Below are 13,743 nucleotides of genomic sequence, written 5' to 3' on the forward strand. Positions count from 1 at the left end.
GGCCACGTGTGCGCCGTCGCTGGTGGTGACAAGCGAGGCGACGCCCATGTCGATCCCGGCCACCGCGCCCGTGGGGGCAGCGGCTCGGCGGGCACAGCGTCACAGGCGCGTCTCGATATAGCGCTGCACCGTCTCGGCCGACACCGCGCCGGCCGTCACCTCAAGCGCCACGATCTCCCAACCGTGCTCATCGGCCTTGGCACGGATCAACTCCTCAAGGCGGTCCTTCACACGGCCGCCAAGGACCGGGCGGCGATACTTCGGGCACCACACCACGTGGTACCCGAGGTCATAGGCCGCACCAGGAGAAGTGCGTACCTTACGAATCACACGATCTTTTATAACAGCGCCGCCCATCTAACATGCGACGAACGGAGATCTCTGATGCGCAGACCATGCGGGTCACCGCACGCTCGGGCCCTGACGGCCCTCCCGTGCCCGATTCCCCCGTCGCCTCAAGGCGACGGCCCCCTCGGGAGACGCTGATGGGCACCGCGCTGATCATCGTTGACGTTCAGAACGACTTCTGCGAGGGCGGCAGCCTCGCGGTGACGGGCGGATCGGAGGTGGCGGCCGCGATCACCCGGCACGTGGCGGCGCACGGCTACGACCACGTGGTGGCGACCCGCGACTACCACGTCGATCCCGGCCACCACTTCTCCGGCCGGCCCGACTACGTGGCCAGCTGGCCCCCGCACTGCGTCGTCGGCACCCCGGGCGCCGACTTCCACCCGGCGCTCGACCTCGGCGCGGTGGAGGAGGTGTTCAGCAAGGGCGCCCACTCGGCGGCCTACAGCGGCTTCGAGGGATCCTCCGGTGAGGGGGTGAGCCTCGGCATCTGGCTCTACGAGCGCAAGGTGCACGAGGTCGACGTGGTCGGCATCGCCACCGACCACTGCGTCAGGGCCACCGCGCTCGACGCCGTCAAGAACGGGCTGGCCGTGCGCGTGCTGCTCGACCTCACGGCCGGGGTGTCACGGGCGACCACGGACGCGGCCGTGGCCGAGTTCGACACCGCCGGTGTCACGTTGCACGGGGCGCCCATCGTCGGCTGACGCGTAAACGCCTGGCGGGCGCGCGGTCAGATGATGACCAAGGAGTCGCCGGGCCGCCACGCCGCCGGAGTAGGACGGAGTCTCACCTGTCCTCGTCCTCGTGTGAGGTGTCATGCCCGCCTACTCCCTCGGCCTGGCCTCCCTCGGTCTGGCCTGGCTGGTGCTCGGCCCGCTCAGCCTCTGGGTTCTCGTCCGGGGCCGCCATGCGGCCCGGCTCGGCGCTCTCCTGACGTTGGCGGCGCTGGAGGCCGCGACGATCGCGGTCAACACCCCCTCGCCGCTGGAGGTCGTGGCGCACGACATGCCCCACGTGCCCGAACGGGTGGTGTGCGCGGAGCGCCGGCCGGTGCCCGAGACCGCCCGCCTGGACGGCCGGCACGACGGCCTGACCCTGTCCTGGGCCGCCGCCCCTGGTGAGTGCGCGACGGCCAGGGTCATGGTGCGTCCCGAGGGCAGGAAGCTGCGCGTCTGGGTGCGCGAGGGCCCCGAGGAGGGCGAGCGCCGCAGAGAGCACAACATCGGCCGCGGGACGCCCCTGCCGGCCGGCCGGCCCCGCACCCTGCCCGTACGCGTCGAGCGCGGCGCCGCCTCACTGCTGGTGCCGCTCGACGACCAGGGCCGGTACGTGCCGGTCGACGGCCGCACCGGGCGGCGCATCCCCGGCGTCGCGGCCCGTCACGAGACGTCCTCGGCAGCCGTCCGTCAGGGGCCCGGGCCGGGTCGCTAGCTCGTCATCGCCAGGCCCAGCGCCTCGTCGACGTCGTCGTACACCTCGAACGCGTTGCGCAGGCCGGTGATCGACAGCACCCGCGCCATGACCCCGCGCACTCCGCCCAGCAGCAGCCGGGTGCCCCGGGCCTCGCACTCCTGCATCGCCTCGACCAGCGCGTTGACCCCCATGGAGTCGCAGAAGCCGACCTTGCCCAGGTCGACGATCATGAAAGGGGTCGCGGGGAGCTCCCAGATCCGGCGCAGGTGCTCGCGCAGCAGCGGCAGCACGTACACGTCGAGCTCGCCTTCGAGACGGAGGACCGATGCGTTGGGGACGAGACCGGAGGTGACGACTAACGTCGGTTTGCCCGTGGCCCCAATCGACATAGGCAACGCCCTTCCGCTCAGCAACAGCCAAAGTGGTTGTTACCGCTTCCCGCCCGTCCCAATCAAATCGTCACGATGGTGTGACCGAACGCGTATGAACCGCCGCGAGATCGGGGGACGGCGTGCCCGCCGCCGTCCCCCGCGGCCGGTGCGATCGTCAGCGCCGCTGGGTGGCCCACTGGCGGATCTTGTCGATCCGTTCCTGGATCTGCTCGGCGGTGGCCTGGGCGATCGGCGGGCCGCCGCACGCCCGCCGGAGCTCCGAGTGGATGACGCCGTGCGGCTGGCCCGTGCGATGGTTCCACGCGCCGACCAGGCCGTTGAGCTCGCGCCGCAGCTCGGCGATCTGCTCGTGCGGCGCCAGCGTGGTGGCCGGGGCCTCCGGCTGCCTGCGCTTGGCCGCCTGCTGATCGGACTGGCGCTTGCGGAGCAGGGTCGCCACCTGGTCGGGCTCCAGCAGGCCCGGCAGCCCGAGGAAGTCCTCCTCCTCGGCCGAGCCCACCTCGGCCCCGGTGCCGAACTCGCCGCCGTCGAACAGCACCCGGTCGAACGTCGCCGACGTCTCCATGGTCTCGAACGGCAGCTCGTCGCCCAGGACGTCGGGGTTGTCCTGCTTGCGGTTGGCCTGCTCCAGCAGGCTGTCGTCCAGCCCGTCCTCGGGCGGCCTGCGGTTGAGGACGTGGTCGCGCTCGACCTCCATCTCGTTGGCCAGCCCCATCAGGGTCGGCACCGAGGGCAGGAAGACCGAGGCCATCTCGCCCCGCTTGCGAGCCCGGACGAAGCGGCCGACGGCCTGGGCGAAGAACAGCGGGGTGGAGGTCGAGGTGGCGTAGACCCCGACGCACAGGCGTGGGATGTCGACGCCCTCCGACACCATGCGGACCGCCACCAGCCAGCGATCCTGGGACGCCGCGAAAGCCTTGATCTTCTTGGACGCCCCCGGGTCGTCCGACAGGACCACCGTGGCGCCCTCGCCGCTGATGGCCCGCAGGTGTCGGGCGTAGGCGCGGGCCGTCTCGTGGTCGGTCGCGATGACCAGGCCGCCCGCGTCGGGCACCCCCCGCCGGACCTCGGTGAGCCGCCGGTCGGCCGCCTGCATGACCTGGCGGATCCAGTCGCCCTTGGGGTCGAGCGCGGCGCGCCAGGCCTGGGAGAGCTGGTCCTTGGTGAGCGGGGTGCCGAGCGTGGCGGCGATCTCGTCGCCGGCGCGGGTGCGCCACCGCATCTCACCGGAGTAGGCCAGGAAGATGACCGGCCGGACCACGCCGTCGTCGAGCGCCGGGCCGTAGCCGTAGGAGTAGTCGGCGACGCTGCGTTTGAGGCCCTCGACGTCCTCCTCGTAGCCGACGAACGGGATCGGGTTGTCGTCGGACCTGAACGGCGTGCCGGTGAGCTGGAGCCGGCGGGCGGCGGGCTCGAACGCCTCGCGGATGCCGTCGCCCCACGACTTGGCGTCGCCCGCGTGGTGGATCTCGTCGAAGATGACCAGCGTCTTGCGCGCCTCGGTGCGCGCCCGGTGGAGGGCGGGGTGCATGGCGACCTGGGCATAGGTCACCGCGACCCCGATGTAGTCGCGGGAGGTGGCCCCCTGACTGTTCTTGAACTCGGGGTCGATGCTGATGCCGACCTTGCCCGCCGCGTCGGCCCACTGACGCTTGAGGTGCTCGGTCGGGGTGACGATGGTGATCGCCCGGATCACCCCATTGGCGATCAGCTCGCTCGCGATGCGCAGCGCGTAGGTGGTCTTGCCCGCGCCGGGCGTCGCCACGGTGAGGAAGTCACGCGGCTCACGGCTGAAGTAGAGGTCGAACGCCTCCTGCTGCCAGGCCCGCAACTTGGGGGCGGTGCCCCACGCGGCACGGTCGGGATAGGAAGGCGACAGGTGGGACGCGGCGAAGGTGCTCACCGCATCACCTCTGGGGTTGGTGTGCTTCGCTTTCTCACAGTGACCCAAGAGTAATCGGGGCCACCGACAAGACGTGCCGTGCACCGCGAATCCTGGCCAAGGTCACCGTCGCGTGCTAATGACCGTACATGGCTCATCGCACGCTCGCCATCAGGCCGTCGAGCACCTGCCTGCGGGCGCTTTCCTCGGGCTGGAGCAGGCCGACCAGCAGCACCGCCCGCTCGCCGCGCGTGAGCAGGATCACCCGGAGGTACGCCGGCCGGTTGACCACATCCTGATACTCGGCGCGCAGCGCCCGGGTGTGACCCTGGGCGAGTTCCCTGTCCTCCACGACGCTGACCCGGTCGCCCTTGAGCAGCAGGCGTGAGTAGAGCTCGGCGGCCTCCACCGTGTCCTGCCGGGCGTCGTCGAGGGCCACCGGCCTGGCCATCACCAGGGAGCCGACCTCGTCCCTGGCGACCGAGGTGAACCCCGTCACCGGCGGCACCGCGTCCTGGCGCCATCCGGCGGGCAGCGGGATCGACACCCCGGCCAGCGAGTCGTGCAGCAGCCGCCCGGTCTCGGGCCGGGGCTCGGCGAGCCGCTGGACCATCACGACCACGGCGGTGACCAGGGCGGAAGCGGCCAGCAGGGCGAGCAACACGGCCAGGCGGCGGCGCCAGACCCGCCCCCTGGCCCGTCTCGGCAGGCCGGGGTCGGCGGGCGCTCCGTAGAGGCGGGCGGAGGGCGGCAGCGACTTCCAGGACGGGCGCGCGTCGTCGCGCTCGATGCCGAGGGCGGCCGTCCGCCTGATCTGAGGGTTCCATGCCTCGTCGTCATCGTCCGGGAGGCGGCTCAGCCAGTCGGCGTCGGGCTCCTCTTCGTCCCACACCGGGTTGGGCGCCTTCGGAGGACGGCGACGCCTGGGGCCGGGACCCACGGGCCAGACGCGGCGATCATCCTCCATGACACCTCCCTGTCCCGCTGTCCTATCACTCCTTCGGGCTGCGATCAGGGAATCCGTGATCGTTGTGACAGGAGGTACGGAATCACGCTCGACGTACGAGGACTCGGCGTACGAGCGACTCGGAGGCACGGGACGCAGCGGGGACCCTGCGGGGGCGGGACTCAGCGGGCGCGGGACGCGAGGAGCGTGGCCGCCAGGGCCACCGCGGCCATGAGGCAGCAGATCACGACGAACCCGACGGCGATCTCCGCCGAGGTGTGACCGATCACGTTGATCAGCGCGCCGCCGATGCCGAGCGCCAGCGCCGACCCGAGCATGTCGGTCACGGACAGCGCCGCGCTGTTGGCCCCCTGCTCGTTGACCGGCGACTGCTTGAGCGCGGTGACGCTGACCGTGGCCATGCCCAGGCCCATCCCCAGGCCCGCCACGATCCAGGCGGGCACCGCGACCCACCCCGTGACCCCGGGCACCACGGACAGGATCGTCAGCAGCACGCCGGCCACGACGCAGGCCGCGCCCAGTCGCATCCGTTTGTACGGCTCCACCTCGCGCCTGCTCTGCAGGTAGGACCCGGTCGACCAGCCGAGGGCGCCGGTGGTGAGGGCGATGCCGGCGGCCGTGGGGCCGAACCCCTTGACCGACTGCAGGGCCAGCGGGATGAACGAGTTGACGCCGAAGAAGGCCGCCGAGAACAGGCCGCGCATCATGATCGTGGTGGGCAGGCCCCGGCCGAACCGGAGCGCGCCCGGCGGAAGCAGCCTGATCAGCCCGTACACGAGGAAGGCCGCGGCCACGATCACCATGATGGCGCTCTTCAGGGGTGAGGAGCGCAACTCGTCGACGCCGTAGAGCAGCACGCCCGCTCCCCCGGCGGCCGAGGTGGCGGCCAGCGTCATCAGCAGCGGCCGGGAACGCGGGCCCGACGAGCGGGTCCGGTCCTCCTCGTCCGGCCGCTTCCCGAGCGACGGGAGCAGCATCACCAGAGCGGGCACCACGAGCGGGACGATGCCGTAGAACACCCAGCGCCAGCCCCACTCGTCGGCGACGAACCCGGCGACGGCCGGGCCGACCATCGCGGGCACCACCCACGCGGCCGACGTCGCCGCGAAGACCTTGGGCCGGACGTCCGGCGGGTAGACCCGGGCGATCATGACGTAGATCGCCACGATCGTGCATCCGGCCCCCAGCCCCTGGACGGCCCGCGCCACCAGGAACATCTCCCTGCCGGTGGCCGCGCCGGCCAGCGCCATGCCGGCCACGAAGAGCGCCATCCCGATCAGGAACGGCATCGCGTAGCCGTGGCGGTCGGCCCAGAGACCGGACACCACGTTGGCGAACAGGCTGGCGATGAGGAAGGCGGAGAAGCTCACGCCGTACAGGTTGAGCGCGTCGAGCTGCTCGGAGATCTCCGGCATGACGACGCCGACGGACATGCCTTCGAAGGCGACCAGCGTCATGACGAGCAGGATGCCGAGTGTCGCCGTGCGGTACGCGGGGCCGAAGATGCCAGAGGGTTTGTATGGAGTGTCGACTGGCTTCGCTGCTGTCACGCCGACATCCTAGACGCGGTCCCCGCTCACACCGCCGCGCGTGCCGCCTGGTCGCGGTAGACCGCCCACATCTGGCGCATCCGGACCGCCTGGCCCCGGGTGAACTCCCGCATGCACCGGTCGTGGGCGTAGTCCATGAAGTTGTGGATCGGGTCGGTGCCGCCGCCCTCGCAGGTGTCCTTGAACTGCGGGCAGCCCTTGGTGGGACCCGCCTGCGACGCCGTGTCGTCGACCCCGTCGCCCGGTTCGACGCAGCCGTTCTCGAAGGTGTGGAACAGGCCCAGCCAGTGGCCGATCTCGTGGACTCCGGTGTAGCCGAGGCTGTAGTCGGTCAGCGGGCCGCCGGGCATCGTGCGCCAGTCGATGACCACGCCGTCGCTGACGGGGCTGCTCGGGTACCAGTAGGGGTAGGTGGAGAAGCCGAGCACCCGGTAGTCGAGCTGGACGATGTAGAGGTTGAGGGTCTCGGGCCCGCCCCTGCGCAGGGCCGTTTTCATCTGCGTCTCGTTGGTCACCGGATCGGTGAACCAGGCGGCGTTCTCGGTGACGTCGGTGCCGTCCAGCCGGAAGGCGACGCCGGTGGCGGCTCCGCCCAGGCGCCCGGAGTAGGCGGCGGCGAGGGCCTGGAGCTGCGCCTTGATGGAGCGGTCGGGGACCCGGGTGACGCCGTCGGTGAGGATGTGCACCCAGAGCGGCACCGTCACCGTGGCCGGCGGCGGCGCCCCGCCGAGCCGCGCGTCGATGTCGGTGAGCACCGCGGCCACGTCGCTGGACTGTGGCGCCCCCGGCTCAGGCCCGCGCGGATCGTCACGATGCCGGTGGGCCGTGCCCGGTGTCACGCAGCCGGACGCGGCGAACGCCGGTGAGTCCGCGCGGAGCGGCGGCGTGAGCGTGGCCGTGAACAGGCATGCCAGATAGACAGCGGTCGCGCGCCTGGTCATACGATCCCCCGTAACGATATGAGCAGGTCTGATTACTGACCGTAGTCATATCTGGGATGATCGCCAGGCACCAACACTCACTGCTTCTGGTCGTCGCCCTCGCCGCCGCCCGGAGGGAGGCCCTCGTAGATCTCCTTGCATTCGGGGCAGACCGGGTATTTCTTCGGGTCGCGGCTGGGCACCCAGATCTTGCCGCACAGGGCGCGGATGGGTGTGCCGGTCACCATGCTCTCGGTGATCTTGTGCTTGTCGGCGTAGTGGGAGAACCGCTCGTGATCGCCGTCACCGTGTGACGTCTGCGGCGTGGTCTCCTGCTGAGGGAGGATCTTCGTGCTCACCTCACCGATTTTATGCCCGCCGGCGACCGCTCCCGCTGGCGCGCCCTCCCCCGAACAGGGGTACGGCTCCCGCCACCAGGGCGAGAGCCGTACGGGAAGGCGGGTCAGCCGAGGTGGACCGGCTGGCCCTCCGTCTTGCGGCCGGACTTGACGAACAGGGCCAGACCGGCGGTCAGCAGCGCGACCGCCGTGCTCACCAGGAACGCCAGGTGCATGCCGTCCATGAAGGCGTTGTTGACCGCCGGGCCGACCAGCTGCACGAGCTGTTCGGGCGTGCCCTCGGGGAGCCCGCCGAAGGCGGCGGCCTTCTCCAGCAGCGTCATCTGGTCCGGCGGGATCGCCTGGGCCGCCGGGCCGAGGTAGCCGGGCAGCTTGGTGGAGATCTCGGCCGCCATCACGGCGCCCAGGATCGCGGTGCCGAGGGCGCCGCCGACCTGCATGGCCGACTGCTGCACGCCACCCGCGACGCCGCTGAGCTCGATCGGGGCGTTGCCCACGATGATCTCGGTGGCGCCGACGAAGACCGGCGACAGGCCGAACGCCAGCAGCACGAACGGGATGGAGGTCTCCACGAAGGTCGCGTCGATGCTGAGCTGCGACATGAGGAACATCGAGACAGCCGTGATCAGCAGGCCCGCGGTCATCGTGATCTTCGGGCCGAGCCGGCCGAGCAGGATGCCGGCCAGCGGCGAGGCGACGATCATGCCCGCGCTCATCGGCAGCATGCGCAGGCCGGCGTCGAGCGGGCTCAGCCCGTGGACGCCCTGGAAGAAGAAGCCGAGGAAGAACATCGCGCCGAACATGGCGAACGTCACCATCGTCATCAGCACGACGCCGATCGAGATGGACGCGTTCTTGAACAGCGAGAGCGGCACCAGCGGCTGCTTGGCCCGGCTCTGCCAGAAGATGAACAGCCCGATGAGCACCGCGAACGCGGCCAGGAAGCCGATCGTGGTGCTGTCGCCCCAGCCCCACTCCGGCGCCTTGATGATCGACCAGACCAGCGCGAACATCGCGCCGGACAGCAGGACCACGCCCGCCCAGTCGATGCGCGCCAGCGTCTGCACACGGGGCTCCTTGATCAGGAGGAAGCCCATGACCAGGGCGATGATGCCCACCGGCGCGTTGATGAAGAAGACGGACTCCCAGCTCACCTTCTCGACCAGCACGCCGCCGACGATCGGGCCGGCCGCGCTGGACAGGCCGATGATGGCCCCCCACGCGCCCATGGCCTGGTTGAGCTTCTCGCCGGGGAACGCGCCGCGCAGCAACGCCAGGGCGGCGGGCTGGAGCAGCGCGCCGAACAGGCCCTGGAGCACCCGCAGGCCGATCAGCGCGCCCACCGGCGTGACGCCGGGGACGATCTCGGCCAGCTCGGCGCTGAAACCGATGCCGACCGAGGTGAGCGCGAAGCCGGCCACGCCGATCAGGAAGACGCGCTTGTGGCCGAACAGGTCACCCAGCTTGCCCGCCGTGATCAGGAACACCGCCAGGGCCAGCAGATAGCCGCTGGTGACCCACTGGAGGTCGGCCAAGGAGGCGCCCAGATCCTTCTGGATGACCGGATTGGCGATGCCGACCACGGTGCCGTCGAGCATCACCATGATGACGCCGAGGCTGACCGCGAGCAGCACCAGCCATGGGTTGCCGCCGGTCCCCGTTCTACCGGGGCCCGGCGACGACGGCGCGTCAACCGTCGCGTGAGCCATGAAATATCCCCCTCAACACACACGCCCCACAGTGGGGCAAAAGTCACGTAACCGCCGGGTAATCTATGTCAGTCGGTGACATATTACAACTCGATTTTATTCGTCGTTTCATGACTTATGGCACACTGTGACAGACAGATTTCGAGGGAGTGACGACCATGGGGCTCCGGGAGCGCAAGAAGGCCAGGACGCGTCTGGCGATCCTCGACGCGGCGCTCGACCTGTTCCTCGAACAAGGGTACGACTCGACCACGGTCGACCAGATAGCGGGGTCCGTCGAGATCTCCCCCCGCACGTTCTTCCGTTACTTCACCGGCAAGGACCACCTGGTGCTCGGATTCCACGACCAGGGCGTGGAGATCATGATGGACACCCTGCGCGGCCGTCCCACGGACGAGCCTCCCTTCACGTCGCTGTCACACGCACTGCGCGCGGTGACTAGTGACATGGAGGACTCAACACCCGAAGACGCCGCCCGATTCCTGAAGTTGCGCCGGATCTTCGACGACAATCCCCGCCTCGTGGGGCTCTCGGTGGCCAAGGTCGCGGAGACCGAACACGCCCTGGTCCGCGAGATCGCCGCCCGCAGGGGCGTCGATCCCGACTCGGACCGGCTCTCCCACCTCATCGTGGCGTTCGCCATGTCGACCATGCGCGTCGGCTTCGAGTGCCCCCTGCACGACGTCGCCGACCTGAACGAGATCGTCCGGCGGATGCGGGAGACCATCGAGCTCGCCGAGGGCCTCATGCGTCCGGACTTGAACCCCGCGGACTGGAACCCCACGGACCCGAACACCCCTGACTCGAACACCGCGGAAAGGGACACCGCGGAAAGGGACACGGTGGATCGGGACGGCTCACACAGGGACGCCTAGTTGAGCGTCGGGTCGTCGGGACAGGTCGCCACGAAGGCCAGCTCTCCGGCCTGCCGCCGCAGCACGTGGCGCCACAGCGAGCCGGGATCGGTGTGGAAGGTGTCACCCACCTCGGAGTCGACGACGTACCACGCGCCTTCGGCGATCTCGCTCTGCAACTGCCCGGAGGTCCAGCCGGCATAGCCGGCGAAGATGCGCATCTGCGCGATCTCCCCCTGCAGGATCTCGGGCGGCGCGTCGAGATCGACCGTGCCGAGCCGCGAGACGGCGGGCGTGCCCGCGTGCAGCCGGCGCCAGCCGAGCGGCTCCGCCCCGCTCGGCACCGCCGCCAGCGCCAGCGCGCTGTCGGTCTGCACCGGGCCGCCCTCGAACAGCACCGGAGGGCCGGTCACCAGCGGATCCCACACCGGCAGCACCTGGGTCACCGAGATCTCGCTCGGCCGGTTGAGCACCACCCCGAGGGTTCCGCCGTCGAGGTCGTGTTCGAGGATCAGTACGACGCTACGCCGGAAGTTGGGGTCGTCGAGAAGCGGCGTGGCCACCAACAACCCGCCAACGTAGATCGCTTCCGCCATACATCCATCATGAAGGGTCAACCGCCGGTCCCGCTCCCCCACTCGACACGCGTTACGCTATGCAGTCAAATGGGCACTATACGGAGCAAAGCCCTGCATCGTCGTGGAGCCCGTTCATGCGCACCGCAACCCGTCTCAGCCTGGCCGTCCTGATCGTGGCCGTCCTTCCTCTGGCCGCGATGCTCCTCCTGCCCACCAAGGCGGGGGCGTGGCCGGACTCCGACGACCCCCTCACGATGTCGGTCGACCGGATCAGCTGCCGCAGCGGACAGGTCTCGGTCGCGCTGCGCAACCGCACCCGGCACCCGGCCAGGTTCGACCTGCGGGCCGGCTCGTCGACCGTGATCAGCGGGACCGTCGACGGCCACGACACCGTCCGGCAGGACATCACCGTCGACCAAGGCGACACCGTGCGGATCAGGGCGTACTCGGTGGAGGGCTCGCGCGACCTGATCGGCTCGGCCCGCGCGAAGAACGACTGTCCGCAGGGGTGGCGCCGCCAGTCACTGCCCCACACCGGCCCGCCGCTCGCCCTCATCGCCAAGCTCGCGACCGCGGTGGCTCTGCTGCTCACCGGCGGGATCCTGTGGTGGTACGGCTCCATCTGGCCCGGCTCGTGCCCGTCCGGCAGCGCGGATCACCGGGCGAGGATCATGCCTCGGTGAAGCCGCGGGCACGGCCACCGGCCGACTCGCGGACGGCCGCGGCGACCGCGGTGGCCACGTCGGGGTGGAAGACGCTCGGGATGATGTAGTTGGGGCCGAGCTCCTCGGCCGTCACCACGGCGGCCAGGGCCCCGGCGGCGGCCAGCAGCATCTCCGAGGTGACCTCCGTGGCCTGCGCGTCGAGGAGGCCGCGGAAGACCCCGGGGAACGCCAGCACGTTGTTGATCTGGTTGGGGTAGTCGGAGCGCCCCGTGGCCACGACGGCGGCGTGCTCACGGGCGTCGTCGGGAGACACCTCGGGCTCCGGGTTGGCCAGCGCGAACACCACCGCGTCGGGGGCCATCGTGGCGATGTCGTCGCCGGTCAGGATGCCCGGCGCCGAGACGCCCACGAACACGTCGGCGTCCTTGACCGCACCGCGCAGGTCACCGGCGTAGCCCTCGGAGTTGGTGTGGTCGGCGATCCACCGCAGCGAGTCGTCGAGGTCGTCGCGGCCCTTGTGGACGGCGCCGAGATAGTCGCAGACGATCACGTCGCGCGCGCCGGCCGCGAGCAGCAGCCGCAGCACCGCCGTGCCCGCCGCGCCCGCTCCCGCCATGGTGATGCGGACGTCGGCCAGCGACTTGTCGACCACCCGCAGCGCGTTGGTGAGCGCGGCGACCACGCAGATGGCGGTGCCGTGCTGGTCGTCGTGGAAGACCGGGATGTCGAGCAGCTCGCGCAGCCGCCGTTCGACCTCGAAGCAGCGGGGCGCGGAGATGTCCTCCAGGTTGATGCCGCCGAAGCCGGGCGCGATGAGCTGGACCGTGCGGACGATCTCGTCGACGTCCTGCGAGTCGAGGCAGATGGGCCAGGCGTCGATGCCCGCGAAGCGTTTGAACAGCGCCGCCTTGCCTTCCATCACCGGCAGCGCCGCCTCGGGACCGATGTTGCCGAGGCCCAGCACCGCCGAGCCGTCGGTGACGACGGCGACCGTGTTGCGCTTGATGGTCAGCCGCCGGGCGTCCTCCTTGTTGCGGGCGATCGCCATCGACACCCGCGCCACGCCCGGCGTGTAGGCCATCGAGAGCTCGTCGCGGTTGCGCAGCGGCACCTTCGACACCATCTCGATCTTGCCGCCGAGGTGCATGAGGAAGGTGCGGTCGGAGACCTTGTGGATGACGACGCCGTCGACGCCCTCCAGCTGGTCGACGATCGCCTGAGCGTGGTCGGTGTCCCGGGCCGCGCAGGTGACGTCGATGCGCAGCCGCTCGTGACCCGCGTTGGTGACGTCGAGGGCGGTCACCACGCCGCCTGCCGACTCTACGGCGTGGGTGAGCTGGCTGACGGCCTTGCCGCCTGCCGACACCTCCAGCCGCACGGTGATGGAGTACGACACACTCGGGACGGTCGCCACGTCAATCGCTCCTTCGGGCCTGACCAAGAAGTCCTCCTATCGTAGGGGGGAATCCGGTCAGCCCAGCGCCTCCGCCGCCGTCGTGATGAGCTCGACGCACGTGGGGACGGGAATGCAGGTGCTGTCGATGACCAGGTGATAGAGGCACGAGTCGGTCGGGTCGGCCCGGTAGAAGTGGCGCATGTAGGCCGCGCGGGCGCGGTCGTTGTCCTCGATGAGCCGGCGGGCCTCACGCTCGCCGAGGTCTCCCAGGGTGGCCGTCTGCAGCACCCGGCGCTTCAGCGGTGCGTCGAGTCTCACATGCAGCGCGCCGGGATGGCCGGCCAGCACGATGGCCCCGGCCCGGCCCAGGAAGACACCGCCCCGCACGCGGGCGGTCTCGCGGAGGACGCGCTCGGTGCGGTGGACGAAGTCCTCGGGCGCGTGCGGCAACACGCCCGGAACGTACATGTCGATGCCGCCGAAGGTGACCGTCGGCAGCCGCACCGCACCGGACAACAGCCTGCCGAGGCCATGCTCGGCCCGGTCGTCATGGGCCAGCGCCTCCTCCAGCGAGCAGCCGAGCTCCTCGGCCACCGCGCTCGGGATGGCCCGGTCAACAAAGGGCACACCGAGCCGCTCGGCGACCGCGGGGCCGATGAGGCTGCCCGCCGTGCCGTAGGTCGCGGAGATCGTGACGACCCGCATGC

14 protein-coding genes and 1 pseudogene are annotated in these 13,743 nt (G+C 70.5%); 4 read left to right on the forward strand and 11 right to left on the reverse strand.

The window, feature by feature from the left end; translation table 11 throughout:
* Positions 1-156: 156 nt before the first annotated feature.
* A pseudogene (locus tag AC5L3X_RS08760) lies at positions 157-330 on the reverse strand (transposase); the annotation flags it as partial.
* 155 nt (positions 331-485) lie between these two features.
* On the opposite strand from AC5L3X_RS08760, the gene AC5L3X_RS08765 reads away from it, so the two are divergent.
* Both AC5L3X_RS08765 and AC5L3X_RS08770 read left to right on the forward strand, forming a co-directional pair.
* The gene (locus AC5L3X_RS08765) at positions 486-1,055 is read left to right on the forward strand and encodes an isochorismatase family protein (protein WP_494856254.1); all 570 of its coding nucleotides are present in this window, start codon (positions 486-488) and stop codon (positions 1,053-1,055) included.
* Positions 1,056-1,167: 112 nt separating this feature from the next.
* Positions 1,168-1,782, forward strand: a complete 615-nt coding sequence (locus AC5L3X_RS08770) for a hypothetical protein (protein WP_494856255.1) — start codon at positions 1,168-1,170, stop codon at positions 1,780-1,782.
* Here the strand turns inward: AC5L3X_RS08770 and AC5L3X_RS08775 are convergent.
* The 7 genes from AC5L3X_RS08775 to AC5L3X_RS08805 all read right to left on the reverse strand — a co-directional run bounded on the left by AC5L3X_RS08775 (position 1,779) and on the right by AC5L3X_RS08805 (position 9,543).
* The gene (locus AC5L3X_RS08775; RefSeq protein WP_494856256.1) at positions 1,779-2,153 is read right to left on the reverse strand and encodes an STAS domain-containing protein; all 375 of its coding nucleotides are present in this window, start codon (positions 2,151-2,153) and stop codon (positions 1,779-1,781) included. The two genes, AC5L3X_RS08770 and AC5L3X_RS08775, sit on opposite strands and share 4 nt — an antisense overlap.
* 157 nt (positions 2,154-2,310) lie before the next feature.
* A complete protein-coding gene (locus AC5L3X_RS08780; RefSeq protein ID WP_494856257.1) occupies positions 2,311-4,059 on the reverse strand; it encodes a DEAD/DEAH box helicase in 1,749 nt (582 codons plus the stop codon).
* A 133-nt stretch (positions 4,060-4,192) separates the two neighbouring features.
* Complete coding sequence (locus AC5L3X_RS08785) at positions 4,193-5,005, reverse strand: hypothetical protein (protein ID WP_494856258.1); 813 nt, start codon at positions 5,003-5,005, stop codon at positions 4,193-4,195.
* A 161-nt stretch (positions 5,006-5,166) separates the two neighbouring features.
* Complete coding sequence (locus AC5L3X_RS08790; RefSeq protein WP_494856259.1) at positions 5,167-6,555, reverse strand: MFS transporter; 1,389 nt, start codon at positions 6,553-6,555, stop codon at positions 5,167-5,169.
* Between the two features lie 26 nt (positions 6,556-6,581).
* Entirely contained in the window at positions 6,582-7,496 is a 915-nt protein-coding gene (locus AC5L3X_RS08795) for a zinc metalloprotease (RefSeq protein WP_494856260.1), read from the reverse strand.
* 77 nt (positions 7,497-7,573) lie between these two features.
* A complete protein-coding gene (locus AC5L3X_RS08800) occupies positions 7,574-7,834 on the reverse strand; it encodes a DUF3039 domain-containing protein (protein ID WP_189126143.1) in 261 nt (86 codons plus the stop codon).
* Positions 7,835-7,938: 104 nt separating this feature from the next.
* On the reverse strand, positions 7,939-9,543 hold the full coding sequence (locus AC5L3X_RS08805; protein WP_189126142.1) for a DHA2 family efflux MFS transporter permease subunit: 1,605 nt from the start codon (positions 9,541-9,543) through the stop codon (positions 7,939-7,941).
* A 158-nt stretch (positions 9,544-9,701) separates the two neighbouring features.
* On the opposite strand from AC5L3X_RS08805, the gene AC5L3X_RS08810 reads away from it, so the two are divergent.
* A complete protein-coding gene (locus tag AC5L3X_RS08810) occupies positions 9,702-10,418 on the forward strand; it encodes a TetR/AcrR family transcriptional regulator (protein ID WP_494856262.1) in 717 nt (238 codons plus the stop codon).
* Here the strand turns inward: AC5L3X_RS08810 and AC5L3X_RS08815 are convergent.
* Positions 10,415-10,993, reverse strand: a complete 579-nt coding sequence (locus AC5L3X_RS08815; protein ID WP_189126140.1) for a YqgE/AlgH family protein — start codon at positions 10,991-10,993, stop codon at positions 10,415-10,417. The genes AC5L3X_RS08810 and AC5L3X_RS08815 overlap by 4 nt on opposite strands.
* Before the next feature lie 116 nt (positions 10,994-11,109).
* Between AC5L3X_RS08815 and AC5L3X_RS08820 the strand changes: the two genes are divergently transcribed.
* Positions 11,110-11,658 carry a hypothetical protein gene (locus AC5L3X_RS08820; RefSeq protein ID WP_494856263.1) on the forward strand — a complete coding sequence of 183 codons (549 nt, stop codon included), beginning with the start codon at positions 11,110-11,112 and terminating at the stop codon, positions 11,656-11,658.
* On the opposite strand, the gene AC5L3X_RS08825 is transcribed toward AC5L3X_RS08820, so the two are convergent.
* Together AC5L3X_RS08825 and AC5L3X_RS08830 are read right to left on the reverse strand one after the other, a co-directional pair.
* The gene (locus tag AC5L3X_RS08825; RefSeq protein WP_189126138.1) at positions 11,645-13,054 is read right to left on the reverse strand and encodes an NAD-dependent malic enzyme; all 1,410 of its coding nucleotides are present in this window, start codon (positions 13,052-13,054) and stop codon (positions 11,645-11,647) included. The two genes, AC5L3X_RS08820 and AC5L3X_RS08825, sit on opposite strands and share 14 nt — an antisense overlap.
* Before the next feature lie 57 nt (positions 13,055-13,111).
* Positions 13,112-13,741: a cytidylate kinase-like family protein gene (locus AC5L3X_RS08830; RefSeq protein ID WP_494856264.1), complete on the reverse strand. Its 630-nt coding sequence runs from the start codon at positions 13,739-13,741 to the stop codon at positions 13,112-13,114.
* Positions 13,742-13,743 lie beyond the last annotated feature (2 nt).

Source organism: Nonomuraea sp. CX421 (assembly GCF_059358955.1).